At 69.2% G+C, this 23,293-nt stretch carries 20 protein-coding genes and 1 pseudogene; 8 read left to right on the top strand and 13 right to left on the bottom strand.

The features are described from left to right. Positions 1-150: 150 nt before the first annotated feature. The gene (locus tag F6X51_RS24945) at positions 151-399 is read right to left on the bottom strand and encodes a DUF6894 family protein (RefSeq protein ID WP_150966573.1); all 249 of its coding nucleotides are present in this window, start codon (positions 397-399) and stop codon (positions 151-153) included. Between the two features lie 211 nt (positions 400-610). Between F6X51_RS24945 and F6X51_RS24950 the strand changes: the two genes are divergently transcribed. Further along, the gene (locus F6X51_RS24950; protein WP_150966574.1) at positions 611-883 is read left to right on the top strand and encodes a DUF2312 domain-containing protein; all 273 of its coding nucleotides are present in this window, start codon (positions 611-613) and stop codon (positions 881-883) included. Between the two features lie 46 nt (positions 884-929). Here F6X51_RS24950 and F6X51_RS24955 read toward each other — a convergent pair whose 3' ends face one another. Further along, positions 930-1,523 carry an NAD(P)H-dependent oxidoreductase gene (locus F6X51_RS24955; protein WP_150966575.1) on the bottom strand — a complete coding sequence of 198 codons (594 nt, stop codon included), beginning with the start codon at positions 1,521-1,523 and terminating at the stop codon, positions 930-932. Between the two features lie 226 nt (positions 1,524-1,749). On the opposite strand from F6X51_RS24955, the gene F6X51_RS24960 reads away from it, so the two are divergent. Then, complete coding sequence (locus F6X51_RS24960) at positions 1,750-2,613, top strand: class I SAM-dependent methyltransferase (protein WP_191970260.1); 864 nt, start codon at positions 1,750-1,752, stop codon at positions 2,611-2,613. A 68-nt stretch (positions 2,614-2,681) separates the two neighbouring features. Here the strand turns inward: F6X51_RS24960 and F6X51_RS28765 are convergent. Continuing rightward, a pseudogene (locus F6X51_RS28765) lies at positions 2,682-3,129 on the bottom strand (hypothetical protein); the annotation flags it as partial. Between the two features lie 106 nt (positions 3,130-3,235). On the opposite strand from F6X51_RS28765, the gene F6X51_RS24970 reads away from it, so the two are divergent. Next, positions 3,236-4,150 (top strand): manganese catalase family protein, encoded by a 915-nt coding sequence (locus tag F6X51_RS24970; protein ID WP_150966577.1) that lies wholly within the window; start codon positions 3,236-3,238, stop codon positions 4,148-4,150. A 113-nt stretch (positions 4,151-4,263) separates the two neighbouring features. Here F6X51_RS24970 and F6X51_RS24975 read toward each other — a convergent pair whose 3' ends face one another. The 3 genes from F6X51_RS24975 to F6X51_RS24985 are packed head-to-tail and all read right to left on the bottom strand — an operon-like array spanning position 4,264 to position 8,389. Continuing rightward, positions 4,264-6,525, bottom strand: coding sequence for a xanthine dehydrogenase family protein molybdopterin-binding subunit (locus F6X51_RS24975; protein ID WP_150966578.1), 2,262 nt, complete (start codon positions 6,523-6,525; stop codon positions 4,264-4,266). Positions 6,526-6,536: 11 nt separating this feature from the next. Continuing rightward, positions 6,537-6,983, bottom strand: a complete 447-nt coding sequence (locus F6X51_RS24980; RefSeq protein ID WP_150966579.1) for a (2Fe-2S)-binding protein — start codon at positions 6,981-6,983, stop codon at positions 6,537-6,539. Positions 6,984-6,994: 11 nt separating this feature from the next. After that, positions 6,995-8,389 (bottom strand): MATE family efflux transporter, encoded by a 1,395-nt coding sequence (locus F6X51_RS24985; protein WP_150966580.1) that lies wholly within the window; start codon positions 8,387-8,389, stop codon positions 6,995-6,997. 451 nt (positions 8,390-8,840) lie between these two features. On the opposite strand from F6X51_RS24985, the gene F6X51_RS24990 reads away from it, so the two are divergent. After that, the gene (locus tag F6X51_RS24990) at positions 8,841-9,311 is read left to right on the top strand and encodes a MarR family winged helix-turn-helix transcriptional regulator (RefSeq protein ID WP_150966581.1); all 471 of its coding nucleotides are present in this window, start codon (positions 8,841-8,843) and stop codon (positions 9,309-9,311) included. Positions 9,312-9,488: 177 nt separating this feature from the next. Here the strand turns inward: F6X51_RS24990 and F6X51_RS24995 are convergent, their stop codons facing one another. From F6X51_RS24995 to F6X51_RS25020, 6 genes are all read right to left on the bottom strand, one after another. Continuing rightward, positions 9,489-9,965 (bottom strand): hypothetical protein, encoded by a 477-nt coding sequence (locus F6X51_RS24995; RefSeq protein ID WP_150966582.1) that lies wholly within the window; start codon positions 9,963-9,965, stop codon positions 9,489-9,491. Between the two features lie 371 nt (positions 9,966-10,336). Further along, positions 10,337-11,803: a family 16 glycosylhydrolase gene (locus tag F6X51_RS28950; protein ID WP_191970261.1), complete on the bottom strand. Its 1,467-nt coding sequence runs from the start codon at positions 11,801-11,803 to the stop codon at positions 10,337-10,339. A 193-nt stretch (positions 11,804-11,996) separates the two neighbouring features. After that, the gene (locus F6X51_RS25005; protein WP_150966583.1) at positions 11,997-13,313 is read right to left on the bottom strand and encodes an NAD(P)-binding protein; all 1,317 of its coding nucleotides are present in this window, start codon (positions 13,311-13,313) and stop codon (positions 11,997-11,999) included. Positions 13,314-13,838: 525 nt separating this feature from the next. Continuing rightward, a complete protein-coding gene (locus F6X51_RS25010; RefSeq protein WP_150966584.1) occupies positions 13,839-14,483 on the bottom strand; it encodes a class I SAM-dependent methyltransferase in 645 nt (214 codons plus the stop codon). Between the two features lie 65 nt (positions 14,484-14,548). Next, complete coding sequence (locus tag F6X51_RS25015) at positions 14,549-15,856, bottom strand: polysaccharide biosynthesis/export family protein (RefSeq protein ID WP_150966585.1); 1,308 nt, start codon at positions 15,854-15,856, stop codon at positions 14,549-14,551. 286 nt (positions 15,857-16,142) lie between these two features. After that, positions 16,143-18,308: a GumC family protein gene (locus F6X51_RS25020; RefSeq protein ID WP_150966586.1), complete on the bottom strand. Its 2,166-nt coding sequence runs from the start codon at positions 18,306-18,308 to the stop codon at positions 16,143-16,145. Between the two features lie 235 nt (positions 18,309-18,543). Here F6X51_RS25020 and F6X51_RS25025 point away from each other — a divergent pair, with 235 nt between their 5' ends. The 3 genes from F6X51_RS25025 (at position 18,544) to F6X51_RS25035 (ending at position 21,777) form a co-directional block, all read left to right on the top strand. Next, on the top strand, positions 18,544-19,278 hold the full coding sequence (locus F6X51_RS25025) for a glycoside hydrolase family 16 protein (protein WP_407658681.1): 735 nt from the start codon (positions 18,544-18,546) through the stop codon (positions 19,276-19,278). 17 nt (positions 19,279-19,295) lie between these two features. Further along, positions 19,296-20,831 (top strand): lipopolysaccharide biosynthesis protein, encoded by a 1,536-nt coding sequence (locus F6X51_RS25030; protein ID WP_150966587.1) that lies wholly within the window; start codon positions 19,296-19,298, stop codon positions 20,829-20,831. 103 nt (positions 20,832-20,934) lie between these two features. After that, the gene (locus tag F6X51_RS25035; protein WP_150966588.1) at positions 20,935-21,777 is read left to right on the top strand and encodes a class I SAM-dependent methyltransferase; all 843 of its coding nucleotides are present in this window, start codon (positions 20,935-20,937) and stop codon (positions 21,775-21,777) included. A gap of 115 nt (positions 21,778-21,892) precedes the next feature. Here F6X51_RS25035 and F6X51_RS25040 read toward each other — a convergent pair whose 3' ends face one another. Continuing rightward, entirely contained in the window at positions 21,893-22,210 is a 318-nt protein-coding gene (locus F6X51_RS25040) for a hypothetical protein (protein WP_150966589.1), read from the bottom strand. 307 nt (positions 22,211-22,517) lie between these two features. On the opposite strand from F6X51_RS25040, the gene F6X51_RS25045 reads away from it, so the two are divergent. After that, on the top strand, positions 22,518-23,225 hold the full coding sequence (locus F6X51_RS25045; RefSeq protein ID WP_150966590.1) for a sugar transferase: 708 nt from the start codon (positions 22,518-22,520) through the stop codon (positions 23,223-23,225). Positions 23,226-23,293: the final 68 nt, after the last annotated feature.

The raw sequence follows: 23,293 nt of genomic DNA on the forward strand, positions 1-23,293 counted from the left end.
ACAGGCTCAGCGGCCGGATCGATTGGTCCACGTCCTCCGGCCGCACCTCCGGGCTCAGGAGCGCCGGCCTCGCCGCGGGCAGGCTCGGGACCTCGCGCGGCGCCGCCGCGGCGGGGCGCGGCCCGACGGGGCGCCGAAGGGCGGCGCGGCTCACGCCGCCAGCGCCGTCGTCCGCGCGGCGATCGCCACGAAGGGCTGCAGCCACACCCGCCGTCCCTTCAGGTCGTGCACGCTCACGCGCCAGTCCGACCAGTCGGTCCCGTCCCCGAGGGTCCGCATCACGCTCCGGGCCACCTTCTCGGCCCGCAGCGGCAGGCGGGCCGGGACGCGGATGTCGGCGCCCTCGGCGTCGAAGACGCATTCCGAACCGTTCGTGCAATGGAAGCGATAGCGCGCCATCCCTCGGTCTCCGTCCGTTTCGCGGTGGGTCCGCTCATGATTTGTTCTATATATGTTCTCATATCCGGGGACCGATGGGGAAGCGCAAAGTGACGCATTTCGGGCCCGATCCGGCCCGCCTCCCCGGGTGATCGGCGCAGCGCGGCCGGCCTTAACCCGGTGCTTACCCTCTTCGACGAGGTTGCGGCTCCCGATTGAGGAGAGAGCCACCATGACCGACAGTGTTGGAATCGCGGGCGACCGCATCCGCTCCATCATCGAGCGCGTCGAGAAGGTCGAGGAAGAGATCAAGGATCTGATGGAGGCCAAGAAGGACATCTTCCTCGAGGCCAAGAGCGAAGGTCTCGACGTGAAGATCCTCAAGGAGATTCTCAAGCTGCGCAAGCTCGACCAGGATGCGCGCGACGAGCACGAGACGTTGCTCGAGGTCTACCTGCGCGCCATGGATGCGCCGACGCCCGCGCCGGTCGCGCAGGCGGCCTGACCGATCCCGCCCCCTCCCCGTCCGGCTCCGGCCGGACCGGGAGGCCTCAGGTCGCGTTCGCCAGGCGGGCGCGGACCCTGGCGGCGAAACGCTGCCGCTCCTGCGCCGTGCAGGAATCCATACGGGTGAGCGCCAGCCATTCGAGCCGGCAGCGGCGGGCGCAGAGCGTCCGGATCCCGCGCCGGAACAGGCGCCAATCCGGCCAGCCGACGAGCCAGAGCAGCCAGCGCGGCGAGCCGTAGGTGGTCACGATGGTGATGCGCCGGATGTTCGTCAGCAGCGGCCGCAGCCCCCCCGGCCCGCCGAGCTCGAACGCGATGCCGGGCAGCCAGACCCGGTCGAGCCAGCCCTTCAGCATGGCCGGCAGGCCGAACCACCAGGTCGGATAGACGAGGACGAGCGCCTCCGCGCGCCGCAGCGAGGCCACGTGGCTCGCGATCTCGCTCCGATCCGCGCCGCGCGCCTGGTCGTAATAGCGGCCGCGCTCCTCGGCATCGAGGGCGGGGCTGAAGCCCTCGGCGTAGAGGTCGCGGATCTCGACCGCGTGCCCCGCCGACCGGAGCGCCTCGGCCGCCGCATCCCGCAGGGCGGCGCAGAAGCTGTCGGGGCGCGGATGGCAATAGATCAGGAGGACACGCACGGCTCACCGCTCCGAGGGACGATCCCGCCGATTCCGGGATCACCCGACCGGATCGGCGACGGATCTAGCATGGTTCGGTGCCGGCCCGCCCGTCGAGCGGGCATCGGCCGCAGCCCGGTTAACGCGGCATCGGCCGCATGCCGGTCGACGCGGCATCGGCCGCATGCCGGTCGCGCGCGCGCCGGCGCCGCGTGCTAGGCAGGCCATTGGTCAGAAGGATCATCGCATGCCGGCTTCGGAGCCCGTGGAGGGCAATGCCGCACAGATCGCGTACTGGAACGACAGGGCCGGCGAGACCTGGGCGGAGCTGCAGGCCCGCATCGACGCGAACTTTTCCGCCCTCACGGCCCTGGCCCTCGAGGCGGCCGCTCCCCAGGCGGGCGAGCGGGTGATCGATATCGGCTGCGGCTGCGGCGCGACGGTGCTGGACCTCGCGCGCCGGGTCGGTCCGACCGGTTCGGTCCTCGGCGTCGACGTCTCGGAGCCGATGGCCGCCCGGGCGCGGGCGCGGATCGCCGCGGCGGGACTGGCCCAGGCGCAGGTGCAGGTCGCCGATGCCGCCGCGGGCGCCTTCGACTGGACGGGGGCCGACCTGATGTTCTCCCGCTTCGGCGTGATGTTCTTCGCCGAGCCCGCGGCGGCCTTCGCTCATCTGCGGCGCCAGATGCGGCCGGGCGGCCGGCTGCTCTTCGCCTGCTGGCGTCCCCTGGCGGAGAATCCCTGGTTCACGGTCCCGCTGGAGGCGGGCCGGCCCTTCCTGCCGCCGCAGCCGCCCGCAGACCCGACGGCGCCCGGCCCCTTCGCCTTCGCGGATCCGGAGCGGGTGCGGCAGGTCCTCGCCACCGCGGGCTGGCGGGAGATCGGGGTGAGCCCGCGCGAGGCCCCGATGCGGATGGCGGATGCCGATGACCTCGACGGGGCGGCCGCGTTCGCGACCCGCGTCGGCGCCCTCGCGCGCCTTCTCGCGGACTCGGAGCCGGAGACGCACCGGGCGGTGAAGCGGGCCGTCCGCGAGGCTCTGCGCGCCCATGACGGGCCGGACGGGATCGCCCTGACGGGCTCGGTCTGGCTCGTCTCGGCGCGCGCCTGAGCGGCCTGCGGGGCGATGGCCCGAATGAGACGGCGCCCCGGGCGCCGGGCTCCCGGGGCGCCGTTCGACTAGGCGGCCGGTCTGATCGGGCTGGGGATGCTCGGGCCGAACCCCTGAGGCTCAGTGGAACCGAACTTGTCGTTCAGGCCGGCGCGGACCACCGCGAACGCGTCGTCACGGCGGTCGATGCCGCTGAAGGCCACGGCCGTGTTGACGGCGTCGTCGATGACGAGGGCGCCCTGGCGGCGGTTGCCCCGGTCGAGGTTGACCTGGAGGCCTTCGAGCTTGAGCGTGACGGCCGAGGACTCGAAGAAATTCAGGAACGAATCGGTGGGCAGCGCGTACGCGGCGCCGCCCGCGGCCCAGCCGGTGCGGAAGTCGGTCGTTGCCGTTGAAGCCGCCGAAGCTGCGACCGGCGCTGCCCGAGCCGTAGGCGAAGCCGCCGCTGATCAGGGCGCTGCGGCGGTCACGGCCGAAATCGACGTACTGCGCGTCCGCCTCGAGACCAATTCGGACAATAGGTCGCGTCCACGTCGAGGCCTGCGAGAAAATCATCCGGTTCCCGGAACAGGGCGGCGGCTCGGCGGTACCTCCCAGGTGAGAATCAGGAGGGACACGCCCCATGTTCATGCGAATCGATCGCCTGCAAGCCGAGCTGCCTCAGCCGAAGAGGCCGGATCCGAACGCCGCTGCGGCCCTGCAGGAGCTGCTCGGCGGCAAGTATGGCGAGATGTCGACCCTCGGGAACTACATGTTCCAGAGCTTCAATTTCCGTGACAAGTCGAAGCTTCGGCCGTTCTATAGCCTCGTATCGAGCATCTTCGCCGAGGAACTCGGCCATGTGGAGCTGGTTTCGACCGGCATCGCCATGCTCAACAACGGCCCGGGCGACCCGACACCGGACGTCGACATCTCGAAGGCGCCCTTCGAGGACATGAAGGACATCCGCCTCGCCGGCAGCTTCCTGTCGAACGGGGGCGGCGCGATGCCGATGAACGCGAACGCGGCCTCGTGGAACATGGACATGATCACCACGACCGGGAACATCGTCATCGACCTGCTGCACAATTTCCACCTCGAGTGCGGCGCGCGTCTCCACAAGCTGCGGGTCTACGAGACCCTGAAGGACCCGACCGGCCGCGAGGTCTGCGGCTACCTGCTCGTCCGCGGCTCGGTGCACGCGCACGCCTACGCGCTGGCGCTGAAGACGCTGACCGGCGTCGAGATCGAGAAGATGCTGCCGACGCCCAACATCGACCTCTCCCGCATCCCCGAATGCCAGAAGTATCTCCAGGAGGGCAGCCACCGGCGGCTCTACCGCTTCAGCCCCGACGACTACAAGGAAGCGGCGGGCATCTGGTCGAACGACGAGGTGGCGCTGCCGGGCGATCCGCCGGGCAACCTCGAAGTCGTCGACGGCCTGCCGGAGGGCGGCAAGATCCCGGAGCTCGACGGCAATTACGGGGCCTTCGCGCCGAACTACGCCCCCGAGGAGATCTTCGAGGTCGCGAGCAAGCTCTACAAGAAGAGCCGCTGAGGCCTGCGCGGCCCCGGGGGTCCGTGGACCGGACCGATCCCGGCGACGGCCCCCGGGCTCGCTTCGGCGGGCCCGGGGGCGTTGGCCGGACGTGGCCCGTCCGGCGGGTCTGGTCAGGCTCCGGAGAGCCGCGCCTTGCTGAGCGGCAGGCTGCGCACGCGCTGCCCCGTGAGCGCCGCCACGGCATTGACCACCGCTGGCGGCACGCCCGGCAGCCCCGGCTCGCCGATGCCCCCCATCGGCGCCCCGCTCTCGACGATCGCCACCTGCACCCGCGGCATCCGCTCCCGGTCGAGGATCGGGTAGGCGTCGTAGTTGCGCGCCTGGCGCTGCCCCCCCTCGTAGACCACCTGCTCCAGGAGCGTCGCCGACAGCCCCAGCGCCGCCGCCCCCTCGACCTGCCGCTTCACGATCGCCGGGTTGACCACCTGGCCCGGATCGATCGCGATCCAGAGATCGTGCACGCGGGCCTCCCCATCCTTCAGCGACACCTCCGCGATGGTCGCCGTCTCCGAGCCGAAGGGCGAGGCCATCGACACGCCCCGCGCCCGGCGCGTGCCGTCCTCGGCCTCGAACGGGCCGCGCTTCCAGCCGCCGGCGAGATCCGCCACGCGCTGCAGCAAGGTCCGGTGGCGCGGGCTGTCCTTGAGCAGCGCCATCCGCAGCGCGAACGGGTCCTGGCCCCCCGCCTCGGCGATCTCGTCGAGGAAGCTCTCGTAGAAGAAGTCGTTCATCGAGTGCCCGACCGAGCGCCAGAACGCGATGGTGACGGGCTGGGCCACCTTCACGTAGTCGAGCCTCCTGTTCGGGATCGCGTAGGGCTTCTTGTCGAGGCCCTCCACCACCGAGGAATCCACCGGGCTCTTGAAGATCGAGCCGAACCAGCGCCCGATCGGCCCCTCGCCCACCGCCGCGGTCTGGAGCCCGACCGGCATCCCGTCCGGGCCGAGCGCGGCGCGGAAGCGGGCGAACCCCAGGGGCCGCACCGCGTCCATGCCGAACTCCTCCTCGCGCGACCACAGCACCCGCACCGGCCGCTTCGTCGCCTTGGCGAGCAGGATCGCCTGCGGGAACGGGTTCGCCGGCCCGTAGTAGAAGTGGCGCCCGAAGAAGCCGCCGAGCATCGGTGAGTGGATGCGCACGCTGTCCGGCTGCAGGCCCGCGACCTTGGCCGAGATCTGCTGGAACAGCTCCGGCATCTGGTTGGGCAGCCACAGATCCAGGCTGCCGTCCGTCTGGAAATGCGCGATCGCGGAGGGCGGCTCGAGCTGCGCGTGGGCGAGGTAGGGCGCGTCGTACGCCGCCTCGACGATCTTCGCCGCTCCCTTGAAGGCGGCGGCCGGATCGCCCTCCTGCTCGGCCGGGATGCCGGGCTGCGTCGTGCTCCTGAGGGCGCCGAGCATGGCGACGCTGGAGAAGGCCGCCGACACGCTGGCGAGGCCTTCGGCCGCCGGCTTCGTCCAGCTCACCTGCAGCGCCTCGACCGCCTTGCGGGCCCGCCACCAGGAATCCGCCGTCACCGCCACGGCACCGGGCAGGCGATGGACGGAGTGGATGCCGGGCATTGCCCGCACGGCGGCCTCGTTGGCGATCGCCTCCGGCTCGGTGCCGAGATGCGGGGCATGGACGACGGCGGCGTGCAGCATGCCGTCGACCTTGAGGTCGATGGCGTAGGTGGCCCGGCCCGTCGACTTGTCGCGCATGTCGAGGCGCGCCACCGGCTGGCCGATCCAGCGGAAGTCCTTCGGATCCTTCAGCGGCACGTCATCGCGCGGCGGCAGCGCCAGCGCCGCGGCGGCGAGTTCCCCGTAGGCGAGCGCCCGGCCGGAGGCCCTGTGCAGCACGCGCCCGTCCTCGGTGGTGAGGCTGGCCTGCGGCACCGCGAGCTTGGCGGCGGCGGCGCGCAGCAGCATCTCGCGGGCGGTGGCGCCGAGTCGGCGCATGGCCTCGAAGCTGGAGCGGGTAGAGAAGCTGCCGCCGGTCATGCGCAGGCCGTTGACCACGGCGTAGTCGGGACCGGGCGGGGCGCAGTCCACGACGAAGCGGGCCGGATCGAGGTCGAGCTCCTCGCCGATGGTCTGGGCCAGGCCGGTGTTGATCCCCTGGCCGCCCTCGACGAAGGGGCTGAGGAGGTGGACCGAGCTGTCGGGGCGGATCTCCAGGAAGGCGGCGACGCGGGTACCGGGCTTCGGCGCCACCGCGGCGGGGCCCTCCGCCCGGGTCTGTGCGGCGGCCGGGTCGAGGCGCAGGCCGACGCCGAGGAGCAGCGCGCCGGAGGCGATGCCGAGGACGCCGCGGCGGGAGAGGTTGCGCACCGGCTCGCGGCCGTTCGGAGCGCGCGGGTCGGCGGGGTGGATCGGGGTGACCACGGTCATCGGACCCTCCCTCAGGCCGCGGCCTGCCGCACGGCGGCGGCGATGGCGTTGTAGGTGCCGCAGCGGCAGAGGTTCGTCATGGCGCCGGCGATCTCGTCGTCGGAGGGCTTGGGGCTCTGCTTGAGCAGGCTCGTGGCGGCCATGACCTGGCCGGACTGGCAGTAGCCGCACTGGGCGACCTGGTTCCCGATCCAGGCTGCCACGACCCTGCGGCCGACCGGGTCGGCCTCGATCGCCTCGATGGTGGTGATCGCCTGCGTGCCGACGCTCTCGGCCGGCACCTGGCAGGAGCGGGTGGCCTGCCCGTCGAGGAGCACCGTGCAGGCGCCGCACTGGCCGATGCCGCAGCCGTACTTCGTGCCCGTCAGCCCGAGGCTGTCGCGCAGGACGAACAGGAGCGGCGTGTCGCCCTCGACCTCCGCCTGATGCGGCGCACCGTTGATCGTGAAGGTGAGCATGGGGGATCTCCTCACAGCCGATGAAGCTTCGGGATGGACAGGGGGGCGGGACGCACGCGCCGCCCGTCGGGGAGCCAGGCCCCGGTCAGGAGGCCCGCCGCGTTGATCAGGCCGACCGCGACGAGACCGAGGCCGAGGGCGAGGAACACGCCCTCGGGGACGCGGCCGAGGCGAAGGGCGAGCCAGCCGCCGCCGAGCGCCAGCATCACCCGCACGAGCCCGGCGGCGAGCGCCCAACCGACCCGGCCGGCGCCCTGCGCGGCGAAGTAGAGGGCGAGCCCGAAGCCGAAGAAGCCGTAGAGCGGGCCGACCATCCGCAGGTAGCGGGTGCCCACCGCCAGCATCGCCGGATCATCGCCGAACAGGCCGAGCCAGGCCTCCGGCCAGAGCGCGGCCGAAACGCCGATCGTCTCCGAGGCGAGGCCCGCGAGGGCCGCGCCGATCCAGGCCGCCCGGCGCGCCCGCTCGCGGTCGCCGGCCCCGATCGCGGTGCCCACCAGGGCGGCGAGCGGGGCGCCGAGACCGAAGACCAGCGGAACGAGCAGGTATTCGAGACGCGTGCCGGTGCCGTAGCCGGCCACGGCCGCCGGCCCGGCCGCGCCGACGAGGCCGGTGGCGGTGGCGATCGTGACGTTCGTGGTGGCGCTGACGAGGGCCGAGACGAGCCCGACGCGCAGGACCTCGCGGGCCGGCGTCCAGGCGAGCGCCGGTGGTCGCGCGGGCGGGTGCAGCACGCCGCGGCCGGACCAGAGATAGACCGCGAACACGAGGACGCCCGCCGCGTAGTAGCCGATCACCGCGACGCCGCCCCCGACGATGCCGAGATGCGGCAGCGGCCCCCAGCCGAAGATCAGGGCGGGCGAGAGCGGGATCAGCACCAGCGCCCCGAGGCAGGTCACCGAGGCCGGCAGCACCATGTTCCCGGCGCCGCGGATCACGGCGGCGAGCCCGTTGAAGAGCCAGATCAACACTGCGCCGGAGAACACCACCTGCGCGTAGGTGACGGCGGCGGTGAGGGAGCCGTCGCGGCCGCCCATGGCCCGGTAGGCGCCGGGCCCGAGGGTCAGGGCGAGGAGCGTGGTCAGGAGACCGAGGCCGAGGGCGATCGCGACCGCGTACCAGACGAGCTCGCCCGCCGCCGCCCGGCGTCCCGACCCGAGGGCGCGGGAGACCGCCGAGAGGATGCCGCCCCCGACCGCGCCCGCCGAGACCATCTGGACGAGCATCAGCAGGGGAAACACCAGGGCCATCCCGGCCAGGGCGTCGGTGCCGAGCCCCGCCACGAAGTAGGTCTCGATCAGGCCGACCGACGCCTGGACCACCGACATCAGGATATTGGGCAGCGCCAGCCGCAGCAGCGTCGGGACCAGCGGAGCCTGCAGCAGGCGGCGGGTGCGCGGATCCATCGGGGGACTCACGGCCGTCTCGGGCCCCGGGGCGGCGAGCCGGCAGGCCCCGCTTCGCTGCCGGCTCGCGCCTTGCGCGAACCGCGTGCCGGGTCACTCCGCGCAGGACGGTCACTCCGCGCAGGACGCGCGCGCAGGCAGGCGACCACCCCAGCGCCAACGGCTGCTCCCGATCGGCTCGGCTCTGCCATCGTGATCTCCGGTCTCGGGCGGCTCAGTCCTGTCGGGACTGGCGGCGCGGGGGCTTGCCATGCCGGCGTCCCAGGCTACCGTCTCCAGATACCAGCATATACACCTTTCGGTTAGTGGCATATGCGTCTTTCTCGTGAAACCTGTCAAGCGCAGGCACGGGCAGCGTTCCGATGGCTGACCGGTTAAGGGCTGGGGACGGGAGAGATCCGGCAAGCTGGGCCGCCCCGGCCCGGGAGGCGATCCAGGTTGGGGACATGCGATGGAATCGGACCTGAGCCAGTGCAGCAACGCCGTGCTGCGCCAAGCCATGCGGCGCCTCGGACAGCTCTACGACGAGGCCCTGGCGCCGAGCGGCCTCCGGGCGACGCAACATGCGCTCCTGTCGACCATCGATGCCCTCGGCGCGCCCACGATGGGCCTGCTGGCCGAGCGCCTCGTCATGGACCTGTCGGGATTGGGCCACACCTTGAAGCCGCTGGCCCGCGACGGCCTGATCGCGCGCCTCCCCGACACGCGCGATCGGCGGGCGCGCCGGGTCACCCTGACGGAGCTCGGGCGGACGAAGCTCGCCGAGACGACGCGGCTCTGGCGCGGAGCGCAGGACCGGTTCGAATCCGTCTTCGGCACGGAGCGGGCCGCCGACCTTCGCGCCGTCCTCCGCCTTCTGGTCTCACAGGAATTCCACGACGCGTTCGCGGCGGGGATTCCGCTCACCGGGCAGGCCGGTTGAGCCGCCGAATGCCCAGTATGCGATCGGATTGCGGGTCCTCCTCGAGGGGAGGATGGGAGATCCTGGGATCCGCTCGAGGGCCGTCCCCGATCAGCTTGGAGCGGGCCACGCATCCCGATCCGCGTTCTGACGCGCTCCCGGATGGCGGAATCGGCGTGCAATCTCGCAGGGAGCGACCTAGCCCCCCTTGAAGATCTGCAGGATCTGGAGCGCGATCGGCCAGGGCACCGTCTGGTTGATCTGGACCAACGCCTGCCCGTCGCCCGCGTCAGAGACCGCCAAGGCGGCCAAGGCGGCCAATTTCGGGACTTCGCCTTTCTCGGTGCCTTCGGCAGCCCGGCTGGCAACCCGCAAGGGCTTGCGATCGAGCAGGGCGTAATCCTGCAGGTCGACCTCAAGCATCTGTGAGAGGACCTTCAGAACGTGATTCCGGGGGAGACTGCGGCCCGCCAAGTAATGCGAGATGTTGCCGGGACTGAACGCCGGTATCTCCGCCTGGATGGCACGCGATAGATCGGCGGCCGTTAAATTACGCTCACGCATCTTGGACCGCAGAACGTCCGCAAATTCCTCCCGAGGTTTCTGCGCGCGCTCTGCGGACACTAACGAAGTCGAATCCGACGGCGTCGTCTCCTGCGTTTTGGTTCTCTTCATGGGCCGACCGAAAATGGGTGCGCGAAACGTCTCGCCGAGAATGTGTCGGCGGCAGGAAGCCTTGCAAGGGTATACACCGAATTTTCCGCTGCAGTGCCGAATTTTATGTTGGCGTTAAATCCATGCCAAACTTCGCAAGACGTCCAAGTCGCGATCCTGCTGTAGATGTTACGTCAATTAAGATCAATGCGCGCAGCGCCGAGGCGTCGTTCCGCACCAGCGCGGCGAGCCGTCGGGAAGCCTTCCCTGCGACGGAGACAATTTCATGCACCGCATGTGATCCTGTGAGCGTGCCGTCAGCGAACGGGCAACATGTCATGCGCACGTGCTTCGTTCGGTTTCGGGGTGGGCGCCGGCTCACCCGGCTCGGCTCACAGGATGAGGAAATCCTGAAGCAGGCTCACGGTGCCGAGGTTGATCGCGATGTCGGCGACGTGATCGCCGTCCACGTCGCCGTAGAGCACGCCCTTGTCGAAGCGCAGTTGTCCGGCCTGCGTGAAGGGCTTCGCCCCGATCCAGGTGAAGGCCTGATCCCCCGCGACGCGCGTATTGGCGTCGATCGCAGCCAGGTCGATCCGGTCTCCTTCGGCGCCCGAGAACCCGACGATCGTATCGCGCGCCGAGACGAGGCTATCGGCCGTGCTCAAGAGGACGAACGTGTCGGCGCCGGCATCGCCCTGCAGGCGGTCGGCTCCGGCCCCACCGACGAGACGGTCGGCGCCGTCGCCGCCGTAGAGCTTGTCGTTGCCGAGGCCGCCGAGAAGCGTGTCATTGCCCCCTTGACCGTAGAGGTAATCGTCCCCTGCAAGGCCCGAGAGGGTATTGGCCTTGGCGTTGCCGTAGAGCTGATTGGCACCGGCATTCCCCGTGCCGTCGAGGGCGAGGCCCTCGGCAAGGACGAGCTTCTCCACATGCTCGGGCAGGATGTAGCTGGCACTGGAGCGCACCGTGTCGAAGCCGCCATTCGCCGCCTCGATGATCCGGGTTGCCGTGGCATCGATCGAGAAGGTGTCGTTGCCGGTCGTGCCGGTCAGGGTCGTCTGTGGTTGCGGTTGTGGTTGCGATGGGGTGCCGGACGCCTCGTAGAACCGAACGTAATCGACATACATCTTGACCTGGTCGAGCGATGGATCGACGGGCCAGCCCCCACCGGCCGCGAGGTTGACCATCATCATGAGGTCGGTGGTGAGCGTCGCGGGTGTCGCCTTGGTGTCGTAGGCCTTGCCGTCCATGGAGAACGTCATCACATCCGGCTTCACCTCAAGGCCGTAGGTATGCCAGCCGGTGGCCAGAACGCCGTTGCCGACCACGTTCTGCTTCGGCTGGGCGCTGTGGCCGGTCAGCGTCGTCCCGTTCCAGTCCCAGTCGTGCAGGTTGCTGCCATACCGGTCGGCGCCATCTGTGCCGTGATGTTCCAGGACGTCGATCTCGAAGACATGGTCGCGGGTCGGCGAGAGACGCTCCTTCTCGATCGCCCAGAAGCCCGGCCAGATGCCGCGCCCCTCCGGCAGCCACATCCGCGCTTCGTAGTAACCGTAGGGGTTGCCATCCCGTACTGTGGTGCTGGTTCCGTCCGGAAACGTGTTGGAAATCAGCCCGCTCTCGAGTTGACCGGACGCATTGCGCGTCATCTCGATCTGCAGGGCGGATTCGCCGCCCTTGGACACGATCGAGAAGGGCGAGTGGGCGCTGCCGGCCGGCATGAACGCGGCGTCCCCGAAGCCGCCGCCCCAGGCCTGGGCCGTGTACCAGTTCGCGGTCGCTGTCCTCGAATCGGCGATGCTCAGCCGCGAGAACTCGTCGGAAAACACGAGGGCATAGTTGGGAGGCGCCGACATGGAGCGTCCATCTCCATCGAAACAAATACGGATCGCGCGCGCCCACCGATGCTTCGGCCAGCGGCTCCGCTCCACCCCGATTGGGCCGCAAATTGATAAATGTTTAGTTTCTCAATCGCAAGATGTTTTCGAGAGGAAAGGGGTCTTGTTATTTAGGAAATGGAACTCATAGGGATTCAGGTACTTTAAACAGCTATACTATTGACTGTAGTTTACTTAAAACACAGTCGACAGCAACTTTCGATGAAGCCATGTACTCGAACGCGCCTTGCCGGCCTAGTAGCTCGACCCCACAGGCCTTCAACAATTGAGCGCTCTCGTCCCGCTTCGCCGCCGCCGGCATATCGTAGATCGGATAAGCAAAATCCGTTCGGGCATTGCCAAGCAATACGAATTCGCCGTCGAACAGACCTGCGTTGCGGGCGCATCGCCGGAAATCGTCAAACAAGGCGTCCGCCACAACCCCGGCGTCCCGTTCGGTGATCTCGACACTGAGATATTCCCAGCCATCCGACAGCCCATAATAGTCAGAATGCACGGTGAGGCGCTTCCAAGCGCCGTCGTGATGGAAGTTATACAGGATCACCGAATGAAAATTGCGCCACCCCCGGAACTTGCAGAACAGCGTGGTCATGCTGCTGGACGACGGTGCGGTGGCCGCGTCCAGGCCGAAGAGTTCGAGGGCGCGGACGAGAGGGATGGTGCTGACGAGGCGCGCACTGCTGACGACCCCCTCGCGGGTCGCCACCCTGAACAGGCCGGTCTCCCGAGAGACGGAGCGCATCGCAGCGTCGAGCAAGGCTTCGACACCCTGGTCCGCCAGTTGCGCCAGGGCCGCCCGATACAGGGTCGCGAAGCCGCTCTTCGGGCGTGCCACGACATGAACCAGCTCGGGCGGCGTTCGACGCCAACGGCGAAATCCGATTCGCCGCAGCCGGGCGCGGATGCCGGCGTTGTTCGAGATCCAGCGCATGCGCTGGGTCGCGAACTCATAACTGACCGCGTCGGGTGCGAGACCGTAGAAGCGGCGGATGTAATGATTGAGACCGGTGACAGTTGGAAGGTCGTCCCCAAGATAGTAGCGGATGAAGTCGCGGGCCGAGCGCTTAGCCCCGGACGCACGGACCTTCTGCCTCAGGATCTGCAGGAAAACGCGCATGACGTAGAAGGGTGAGCCGAAGAAAAGCTCCCGCCCGAACTCGAAGGGATAGTCGAGGACATGCCCTGAGGGGGTCAGTTTTTTGACTTCAAAGCGAACGGGAACGCACAGCTCCCGCATTTTTGGAAAAATCTTGAATAAAGGATTGTCAGTCCAGAAGAAAATTGCGCCAATGTCGAATGTGCTCGTCCCCATACTCCATGATAAGTGATTTCCGCCCGGCTCCGGATAATCATCGATGATGCAGACCGTCTGACCACGACTTGCAAGAACCGAAGCGGTGGTAATTCCACTGACGCCTGCACCGAGGACGATGGCATCGTAGTGTCTCTGTGCGCCATTTTCGATCATCGTCGCCCTGAAAACTTACGTCGACAACATTCGTGACGCGCCTACGCAGACCTTGGAGTTCCGTGCGCGAACCGCAGCGCGAAACTGCCCGCACGGCCATTCCTCGACATCGCGCCGCGCGCGCCAAAGGACGCACTAACTTGCGTAAACTAAATACGTATAAATTGTAATAGATGTGGCTGCGCATCGTGCGGATTTTCTCCGACGTCGCCGTGGCGGTCCGGATCGGGAGGCTGTCGGCGCAGCGGCGGAGAATTCGGACCGGACGGTTGTCCCCTGGGCGGGGCCGCCGTGCCAGGCTCGGGCAGGCCCGGCCGGACCAGGCTCGGCGAGACGGGCGAAATCCTCATGTGGGTCGGGAAGCTGGCACGGCGGACGGCGGGAGGTCTCGGTCAACCGCGAGGGCTCGCGACGGGGACGGCAAGACGCCGTCGCCGAGGCGCGAGGAGGCGGCCCCGCCTCCGGGCGGAGGCGCCTCCCAACGCGCCGGGCGGGCTGCCGTGGCGGCGGCCCGCATCGTCGCCCTCAATCGGTCGGTGCTTCGGGTGGCTTGCGGGCGAATGCCCAGACCATCACCGGAAAGTCCGGCTCATTGCGAAGCGAGCGGTGCCAGCCGTAGCGCGGCCATCTCAGGAAATTCGCCCTCACGCAGGCGCGATTGCCCCAGGACGCGGTCGCGATCGCCTCCTCCGGGAAGCCGCTTTCCTGCAGCAGGCAGGAGAGGCCCTGTTCGGTCCAGCGGTTGCAATCGATCGGAGAGGCATGCACGCGCAGCAGGAACGGCGTCGCGATGACGAAATGCCCCCCCGGACGCAACATCTCGTAGACGTTCCGGCCAGCCCGCATCGGCCATTTCAGGTGTTCGAAGACTTGGTCGGCGATGATGAGGTCGAACCGACGCTCCATCGCCTCGCCGCAGATGTCGAAGCCCGGATAGGCGGTGGCCGTGTAGGAGCGGAAATCGAACTGGCGCGTCCACTGCACGCCGCCGGAGATTTCGAGCGTGTCCAGCCGCTCGGGGTGCAAGCTCTGCACGAACGCGAAGCACTCGCGATACATGACGACCCGCACCCAGTCCGTGGTGTCGAAGCCGACCGCGTTGAGGGCACGCCGGACCCGGTCGCGGGACGAGGCGCTCCTCACCAGGGGACCTAACGTCGCTTCCATCATCTCTCACCTCCATGCCATCGTGGTGCCGTCTGGACGATCGGAACCGGCTGCCCTCCGGGTGCCGGCTATCGGGGCAGCGGGGATCGCCCGTTGTCGGGTCTCCTCGGATCGGGAAGAGCCACGGCCACGCGCTGGTCGGCATCCTCGGAATCGACCTTGAGGACATCGCCGGGCTCAAGCAGCGCATGCTCGCTGACCGACATCTCGCGCGGCCCCTCCCGGGTCTGCCGGAGCAGCGTGTAGAGCGGGACCAGCCGTTGGCTGCGGATGCGATCCGCGAGAAGGCGCGGCGCGATGACCTCGGCCTCGTGAACGAGCGTCCGGGCGGTCTCCGCCCTCTGCTCGGCCTCCGCCCGGCGAGCCCGGACCTCCTGGAGTTCCGTGAGGATGTCGCGGCGGCGGTCATTGCGGAAATCGATGATCGAGCGCTCCGCCTTGGTCATCTCCTGCTTGGCGCGCAGGATGGCCGTGTCGAGGTCGAGCCGCTTGCTCTCGATCTCGGCGGCCGTGCGCTCGAGGACGTACTGGCGCGGCACGATCGCCAGCCCCTTCGAGACAAGGTTGGCGACCCCGTCCTTCTCCTTGTTGATCAAGTCGAGCTGCCGGTCCTGGGATTTCACTTTGCCCGTGAGGGCGACGATCTCGTTGCGGAACAGGTCGATCAGGCGCTCGGCCCCCTCGATCTGCGCGTTCAGAGTGTCGCGCCGCGTGCGGAACGTGAGTTCCTCGCCGCGGATGAGGTCGCGGCTGGCTTCGCTGGCGCTGAGCTCCGGCGGGAAGACGATCGTGTCCCGCCCTTCGAGTTCCGCCAGGAGACGCGTCTCCTTCGCCTGATTGGTACGAATCTCAACCTCGCGCAGACGATAATCGCCGGTGGCCGCGATCGCATCGCGCTGCATCCGCACGAGGCCGGCCTCCGTCGGCCGGTAGAGGCCACCCGCGACCCCGACAGCCTGGATCACGCTCATGCCGGGCCGGAACTGATACTCGCCCGGCTTGTCGACGAGGCCGAGGATGTAGAAGGGCCGGAACTGGGACACTTCGACGGAGGCGGCGGGCAGATCGACGAGGCCGACCCGGTCGCGCAGGCGGCGGGCGATCTCGGCCGAAAGCTCGTCCGTGCGCAGGCCCACGGCCCGGATCTCACCCACGAGCGGCAGGGACAAGTCGCCCGCGCTGCTGATCGCGAACTCCCCGACCAGGGGTGTCCACTCGAAGAACTGCCCGATGCTGCTGCGCCATTCCACGACCTTGATGCGGATCTTGTCCTGCGGGCCGAGGGTGTAGCCGGCGGCGAAGCCGACGGAGGGCAGGACGGCCAGGCCTGCGGCAACGACGAGGCGCGCGATGCGGTGACGGGGACGCGACGGCATGGACGGGACCTCAGGGGCTGAGAGCGGACGGGAGCGACGGGTGGGCCGCGGAGCCGGAACCGGCTTCGAGGCTGCCCCGCCGCGCGATCATGCGGAGCGCCGGGCCGTGCCGGAGCAGACCGGCCGCAGCCGGGACGGCCGCTCCCGCGCCGCGCGGATCCGGTCGCCGGCAGCCGCCGATCAGGCTGTCGCCCGGGGTCGCAAATCCGCGTGGAATCGGCGTCATCGCGTCCCTTTCCACGGCTTCGATCGCCCGGCGCGCCGCGGCCTCGCGCTCGAGCGTGCCTCAGCTCTCATCGGCGATCCGCGCATCCGCCTTGTTGAGGACGACACCGAGGACGGCGACATTCGATCCCGCGATCGCGTTCAGCATCAGCTGGACGTTCTCGACGGAGGTCACGCCGCACTCGACGACGAGGATGACCGCATCGAGATGGATGCTGACGGCGCGCGCGTCGACCGCCGCGCTGAACGCAGGAAGGTCGATCAGGGTCAGGTCGAACAGCTCCTGCAGGGTGTCGAGGGTCGCGCGCATGCGCTCGGAGCCGAGATGGAAGCGTGCCTCCGAGGTGCAGCCCTCCCCGCTCGCGGCCAGCAGAGCGTAGGGCATCCGAGCAGGCTGGCAGATCGCCGCCTTGACCGGAACCGCACCTTCGAGGACCTCGAGCAGGCCGAGATCGGCCGGGGCCGCCCGGCTGAGGCCCGCGCCGTGCAGGTCCGCATCGATCACGAGGGCACGACGCCCGGACAGCCCGTAGAGGATCGCGAGGTTGCTCGCGAGGATGGTCTTGCCGGCTCCGGGCTCGGCCGAGAGGATCCCGACGCGACGGATGTTGCGCAGAGCCCGCACCATGTCGAGCGAGGTCTTGATCTCGTGCAGGCCGTTGCTGAAGGCCGATCCGGGCGCTTCGAGCACCGCCTCGATCGACGCTTCCGACCGCGTCCGGCCGAAATGCGTCGGCCGGGCGACGCGGGGGACGATGCCGAGGCAGTCGAGATCGAAGGCGCGCCGGACCTGCGAGGGCGAGCGGATGCTGCGGTCGAAGGTCTGCTGCACCATCGCGGTGCCGACGCCCGCGCCGCTGCCGAGGAGCAGCGCGAGGGCCAGGACCAGGATCGTGCGCGGCTGGCTCGGGACGAGGGGCCGGGTTGCGTCGGTGATGATGCGCGAGTCGGAGACCGGGAAGGATTCCTTCTGCACGGTCTCATGGAATTTCTGCAGGAAGCTCTCGTACATCCGGCGATAGGCGAGCGCGGCGGTGTCGAGTTCGCCGAGCATCACCTGCCCCTCCTTCGACTGTGCCGCGGCCCCGACCAGCTTGCCGAGCTCGCTGCTGAGGGTGGTCTCGCGGGTGCGCGCGACCTCGAAATCGCTCCGATAGGCTTCGCCGATGCGGTTGAGCTCCTCCATGATCGCCTTGCGCTGGTTCGCCATCTCCGCCCGACGGCTCTCGGCGGCCGGGTGGGTCGAGCCGTAGCGGGCCGTGAGCTCGGCCTCGGCGGCGGCGGTCTCGACGTAGCGCTGGCGCAGGGTCGTGATGATCTGGTTGCCGAGGGATTCGGTGACGGCGACGTCCGGGCTTCCCGCCCGAAGGATCTCGTCGATGCGCGCGACGCGGGCCCTGGCCTCCGCGGTGCGGGCGCGGGCGAGAATGAGCTGTGAGCTCAGCTCCGAGAGCTGCTGCTCGCTCAGGAGGCCCCGGTTTCCGGCATCGACGATGTTGTTGCGGGCCTTGAACTCCTCCACGGCCCGCGCCGCGCCGTTGAGCTGGCCGCGCAGCTCGACCACGCGCTCCTGAAGCCAGTTGCTCCCGCTGCGGGCCGTCGCCGACTTCGCCTCGATCTGCTCGCGGATGTAGGTCGCCACCGTCGTATTGGCGATGCGGGCGGCGAGTTCCGGATCGGCGGATTGGTAATACACCTGGATGACGTAGGACGTGCCCTTGCGACGGACCGTGAGCCCGTCGTTGAAGATGTTCACGGCACCGCGCAGGCGCCGGTACTCCTCGTCACCCTGCGGTTCCGAGCCGAACCGCATCAGCGAGCGCACGAGGGCGATCGGGTTGAGGCTTCCGATCGGCCCGAAGGCCGGATCGTCGAGGAGGTTGAGTTCCTGGATCACGCGCAGGCTGATGCGCTCGGATTTCAGAAGCTCGATCTGGCTCTCGACCCGCGCGTTGTCGATCGGTCCCTCGAGATGGTTGGGTCCCTGGAGCACGGTCTGCGACTCGCTCGGATCGATCAGGATCTCCGCCATGGCGGAGAAGACCGGCGTCGCGAAGAACAGGTAGAGTCCCCCGGCGACGAGCGCGATCAGGATCGCCGCCGCGATCGTGCGGGCGTAGCGCCGGACGAACCGGTGGATCTGCCGGAGGCTGACCGTCTCCTCGGCCCGCATCTCGGACGGGTAGCCGACGGCGACGTGTGAACCGTTGCTGGGCCGGTCGAGCATTCGGTGGCACCCGCCAGGTTGAGAGCGCGCGGTCGATCTCCGCCATTCGCGCCCCGCGAGGCGGAGCGGCAAAGGTCGTGGCGTTAAAAAAGAGTGTAGACGTGGCCGTCGGCTTTTGGCAATCTCAATTACATTAAATAACAATTAATGCAGGTCCGCCTTGAACCGATCCCAGTTGCGCGCCTCCGCGCGCCTCTCCATCGCGGTGGCTGCCTGCGCCATCCTGGCGGCTCCGCTGCGGGCCGAGGCGCCCCCGATCGGCAGCGAGATCGACCTCAGCGGTTGGAGCCGGACCTTCTCGGAGGAGTTCGACAGTCTGGACATCTCCGCCCGCGGTCCCGGCACCCGCTGGATCGCCCACGTCCCCTGGGGCGGCGATTTCGGGGATGCACGCTTCACCGATCCCGCGCCCGGGTTCCCGTTCACGACGCGCGACGGCGTCCTGCGCATCGAGGCCCGCAAGGTCGGGAACGTCTGGCGTTCCGGCCTGATCGCCTCCGTCGATCCGCAGGGCCGCGGCTTCGCGCAGCGCTACGGATATTTCGAGATCCGCGCCCGCATGCCCGAGGGTGAGGGCGTCTGGCCGGCCTTCTGGCTCGTGGGCATCGACCGCTCGACCGCGACGGCCGAGATCGACGTTCTCGAGTATTACGGTGCGAAGCCGGACCTCTTCAAATCGGTCGCCCATGTCTGGAACCGCGACGGAAGCCGGCCGCACTACAGCGACTGGAGCCGCAGCCCCGCGCCGGGCGCGACGACGGCGTTCAACACCTACGGGGTGGATGTCGAGGAAGACTGGATCACCGTCTACTTCAACCGGCGCGCGGTCTGGCGCACGCCGACGAAGCCGGAACACCGCCAACCCCTGTACGTGATGGCGAATCTCGCCCTCGGCGGCGGCTTTCCGATCGATCGCACGCCCGATCCTTCGGTCTTCGAGATCGACTACATCCGCGTCTACGCGCGCTGATCCGGGAGAGCGCACCGATGGCCCAGCGCGTGGCGCGAAACTCCCTTCTGTCGGCCATCGCGAGCGGCGCGACGATGCTGGCGAGCGCCGGCACCATGATCATCGCCGCCCGCACGCTCGGGGTCGAGGGCACGGGCATCGTCACCCTCTCCCTCTGGCTCGTGACCATGGCGGTCACGATCGCGGGCCTCGGCCTGCCGACCACCGTCACGCGCTACGTCGCCGAGGCGGGAGACGCGGCCCGGCAAAGGGCCCTCGCCCGGCGCTTCTTCCGGCCGACCCTCGGGGCGGCCCTCTGTCTCCTGGCGCTGGCCGGATCGGCGGCCGCTGCCCTCGCCACGGGCCGGGTCGATGTGATCTGGAGCGCGCTCGCCCCCGAGACCCTCGGCGCACGCATCGAGATCTGGCTCATTCTCGGGCTCACCGGCGCGGCCCAGATCCTCGGCCAGTACCACCTCGGCGTGCTGCGTGGGCAGCAGGATTTCCGGGCCATCGCGGCCCTCACCCTCGCGGGCTTCGGCGTGCAGATGGTCGCGACCCTGGTCGGGGCGCTCGCCTTCGGTATCGCGGGGGCGCTCGCGGGCTGCGCGCTCGGCGCCCTCCCCGCCGCCCTCGCCGCCGCCCGCGCCGCCCTCGACCCGCGCGGCAGGGCGGAGCCGCCCTCCGACGCGCTCGTGACGCGGATGCGGCGCTTCGCGCTCTACACCTGGGCCGGATCGGTGATGTCGGCCTTCGTCTGGGCCCGCATCGAGATCTACTTCCTGCAGCGCAGCGAGGGCTACGAGGCCGTCGGTCTCTTCACGGCCGGCCTCACCCTCGCGAGCCTTGCCACGCAGGGGCCGCTGCTCCTCACCGGCGCCCTCCTGCCCCACTTCGCGAACGCCCATGCGAGGGGCGCGGGCGATCGGGTCCGCGAGGCCTACGCCTCCGCCACCCGCCTGATCGCCTTCCTGGTCTTTCCCGCCGGCCTCGGGCTCGCGGCGATCATGCCGGTCGTCATGCCGCTGGTCTTCGGCGAGAGCTTCCGCCCGGCCGTGCCCGTCGCGAGCCTCCTCGTGGCCGTGGCGGCGATCGGCGCGACCTCCGCGGTCGGCACCCACCTCGTCAATGCGCTGGAGCGCAGCGATTTCGTCTTCTACAGCAGCCTGTGCGGCGCCGTCCTCGCCCTGACGGCGGGGTTCACCCTGGTGCCGGCCTTCGGACTGATCGGCGCGGGTGCGGCGCGGGCCCTGATCCAGCTGGCGATGGTCGGCGCGGGCCTCTGGTTCATCACGCGCCGCCTGGGGTGCCCGGCGCCCTTCCGCGACCTCGGCAAGCTCTTCGTGGCGGCGAGCCTCGCCGCGCTCGCGGCCCGGTCCTGCCTCCACCTCATCCCCGGACCGCTCGCGCTCCTGGCGGCCCTCCCGGCGGCCGCGCTCGTCTACGGGATCTGCGTTCGCCGTCTGCACGCGCTCACGGCCGCGGACCGGGATCGCCTGCGCGGCGCCCTGTCCCTGCTGCCCGGACCGCTCGGACTCTGCGGCCGCCCTGTTCTCCTGCTGATCCGGAACTGACGGAGCAACGCAATGAATTTGGCTGTTCACAACTCTTCGTAAGCCGGCCCGGTAAGCCGGCCCGCTGCCCTTCGGAAAGCCAGGATCACGACAGGAGGCATTCATGCGACCCACGACATGGCGGCAGATCGAGACGGTTCCGATCTGGAAGAACGCCTACCGAACCTACCGCAAGCTCCCGCCCGTTCTGCGCGCCCCCATGCGGGTCGCGGCGACCCCCCTGTGGTCGGGCGTGGCCCAGCTCGTCCTGCTCCGCACCGGTCAGACGGTCGCCTCCGGCCCCTTCGAGGGCATCACGCTCGCCCTGTCGCCGGTCTCGCGGCGACATCTCCTCTCCTATCTCCTCGGCACCACCGAGCTCGAGATCTGGCCGGCGATCGAGCGGATCATCGCCCGCTCCTACGACACCATCATCAATATCGGGGCCGCCGACGGCTATTATGTGGTGGGCTTCGGCAAGCGCATGCCGCGAACGAAGCTCGTGGCCTACGAGGCCAAGACGGAGCTGCATCCGGCGCTGCGCCACGTCGCGCAGGTGAATGGGATCGACGGGCGCCTCTGCCTCCGCGGCCTGTGCACCCTCGCCAACCTGGAGAAGGAGCTGGAGCGCGCGACGGGGCCGAGCCTCGTCCTGATGGACATCGAGGGTGCCGAGGCGACGATGCTCGATCCGGCCAGGGTCGCGGGCCTGCGGCAGGCCGATGTGCTGGTGGAGACCCACGAGGCTTTCGCGCCGGGCTGCACCGAGTCGATCGTGACGCGGTTCTCGGCCACGCACGACATCCTCCGCTACCGGCCACGCCCGCGCGTCCTGGCCGACTTCCCCATCAGCGTCCTGCCCTGGCTGCCGCGGCTGTTCCCGCGCCTTGCCGTCGACCTGATGGACGAGCGCCGGACCGGCGTGCAGGAATGGCTCTACATGACGACGAAGACCGGACTGCGCTGACGGCAGATCCCGGGCGCGCGCCCCAACGGGTCCGCACCCGGCCGATCCGGCACGACACCGGGACCGCGATCCTCGACGGATTGCGCCCGGGTTCCGGCGATGACGGAACCCGGCCCTAGCGCTTCAGGGTGCCGAGGCTGCGCCCGGCCGGGTCGTGCGCCCCGAAATGGCCGGCCGCCTGCTCGTCGCGAGGCGTCAGTCCCGTCGCGGCACGAAACCTGACGTCGCGCAACCGGACGACGCAGGCGCGCAGGACAAGTCCGCCGACATAGCCCGCCTGGAGGCCGGCGAAGACGCTCAGCGCGTCGGGCAGGGGCAGGAAGGCCAGGGCGATACCGAGCACGAGAAGGCTCAGGAATGCGAACAGGACGATCGAGATCAGCGGCGCGAGCACGCCACCTGCCAGAAGCGAGACGATCAGGATCTCCACCATGCGAGGGGCCCTCCTTCTTTCAGTCGTTCTCGGCGCAGCGGAAGCGAACGGCGTCTCGGCCCGCATGCTGACGCGATACGCGCCGTGCACAGGGTATGCAAGGGAGCGTTCCCGGACAAGCGCGGCCGCCTCGAGAGCGCGCCACCGAGCCGCGCTCCGGCATGCGCTCGGACGCGACGCGCGACCGTGCGATACCGCAGCTTGACGTTCATAAAATTAAATGCGTTACATTGCGAAATGGTTAATAAACCGCTCCCGGGGGTCAAGTTTTCCGCATCCACAGCTCTTTCGTGCTCGGAGCCGCCCAATGCAGGATACAACGAAGCTCGCGATCCCTGCCGGCACTTTCGAGGGTGACCTGGCGACAAGCTCGGGACTCGTCGGTTCCCACGCGCCCATCGTTGATCGCGTCAGCAGCAAGCGCGCCTTCGATATCACGGTTGCGCTCATCGCCGTCTTCGCCCTGTCGCTCGTCTTCGTTCTGGTCGCGATCGCGATCAAGCTGTCCTCGCGCGGCCCGGTTCTCTTCAAGCACGGGCGCATCGGTCGGAACGGCGAGCGGTTCGATTGCCTGAAGTTTCGCACCATGCACGCCGCGGGCGACGCGATCCTTCGTGACCATCTCGACGCTCATCCCGCCGCACGCGCGGAGTGGCAGGCCACGCAGAAGCTCCACCACGATCCGCGCATCACGGCACTCGGCAGGGTCCTGCGCAAGTCGAGCGTCGATGAGCTGCCGCAATTGATCAACATCCTCCGCGGCGACATGAGCCTCGTCGGGCCCCGCCCGATCGTGCAGTCCGAGGTCCCGCGCTACGGCGCCCATATCCGCGCGTATTGCAGCGTTCGGCCCGGCCTGACCGGGCTGTGGCAGGTGAGCGGCCGCAGCGACACCAGCTACGACCAGCGCGTGGCCTTCGATTGCGAGTACGTCGCCCGGCGCACCTTCCTCTACGATCTCGGGATCATCCTCCGCACCCTTCCGGCGGTGTTCGCCGCCCGCGGCGCCTGCTGAGGGCAGCCCGCCGACACGTGCTCCGGGGACGGCACCCGGCCCGACATCCTTCTGCGTGGGAGTGCCCG

Origin of the sequence: Methylobacterium planeticum, assembly GCF_008806345.1 — a bacterium.
GTDB classification, from domain to species: domain Bacteria; phylum Pseudomonadota; class Alphaproteobacteria; order Rhizobiales; family Beijerinckiaceae; genus Methylobacterium; species Methylobacterium planeticum.

Coding starts and splice junctions, on each gene's coding strand:
- F6X51_RS24945 (WP_150966573.1), bottom strand. CDS start 399: ATGGCGCGCTATCGCTTCCATTGCACGAACGGTTCGGAATGCGTCTTC.
- F6X51_RS24950 (WP_150966574.1), top strand. CDS start 611: ATGACCGACAGTGTTGGAATCGCGGGCGACCGCATCCGCTCCATCATC.
- F6X51_RS24960 (WP_191970260.1), top strand. CDS start 1,750: ATGCCGGCTTCGGAGCCCGTGGAGGGCAATGCCGCACAGATCGCGTAC.
- F6X51_RS24970 (WP_150966577.1), top strand. CDS start 3,236: ATGTTCATGCGAATCGATCGCCTGCAAGCCGAGCTGCCTCAGCCGAAG.
- F6X51_RS24975 (WP_150966578.1), bottom strand. CDS start 6,525: ATGACCGTGGTCACCCCGATCCACCCCGCCGACCCGCGCGCTCCGAAC.
- F6X51_RS24980 (WP_150966579.1), bottom strand. CDS start 6,983: ATGCTCACCTTCACGATCAACGGTGCGCCGCATCAGGCGGAGGTCGAG.
- F6X51_RS24985 (WP_150966580.1), bottom strand. CDS start 8,389: ATGGATCCGCGCACCCGCCGCCTGCTGCAGGCTCCGCTGGTCCCGACG.
- F6X51_RS24990 (WP_150966581.1), top strand. CDS start 8,841: ATGGAATCGGACCTGAGCCAGTGCAGCAACGCCGTGCTGCGCCAAGCC.
- F6X51_RS24995 (WP_150966582.1), bottom strand. CDS start 9,965: ATGAAGAGAACCAAAACGCAGGAGACGACGCCGTCGGATTCGACTTCG.
- F6X51_RS28950 (WP_191970261.1), bottom strand. CDS start 11,803: ATGTCGGCGCCTCCCAACTATGCCCTCGTGTTTTCCGACGAGTTCTCG.
- F6X51_RS25005 (WP_150966583.1), bottom strand. CDS start 13,313: ATGATCGAAAATGGCGCACAGAGACACTACGATGCCATCGTCCTCGGT.
- F6X51_RS25010 (WP_150966584.1), bottom strand. CDS start 14,483: ATGATGGAAGCGACGTTAGGTCCCCTGGTGAGGAGCGCCTCGTCCCGC.
- F6X51_RS25015 (WP_150966585.1), bottom strand. CDS start 15,856: ATGCCGTCGCGTCCCCGTCACCGCATCGCGCGCCTCGTCGTTGCCGCA.
- F6X51_RS25020 (WP_150966586.1), bottom strand. CDS start 18,308: ATGCTCGACCGGCCCAGCAACGGTTCACACGTCGCCGTCGGCTACCCG.
- F6X51_RS25030 (WP_150966587.1), top strand. CDS start 19,296: ATGGCCCAGCGCGTGGCGCGAAACTCCCTTCTGTCGGCCATCGCGAGC.
- F6X51_RS25035 (WP_150966588.1), top strand. CDS start 20,935: ATGCGACCCACGACATGGCGGCAGATCGAGACGGTTCCGATCTGGAAG.
- F6X51_RS25040 (WP_150966589.1), bottom strand. CDS start 22,210: ATGGTGGAGATCCTGATCGTCTCGCTTCTGGCAGGTGGCGTGCTCGCG.
- F6X51_RS25045 (WP_150966590.1), top strand. CDS start 22,518: ATGCAGGATACAACGAAGCTCGCGATCCCTGCCGGCACTTTCGAGGGT.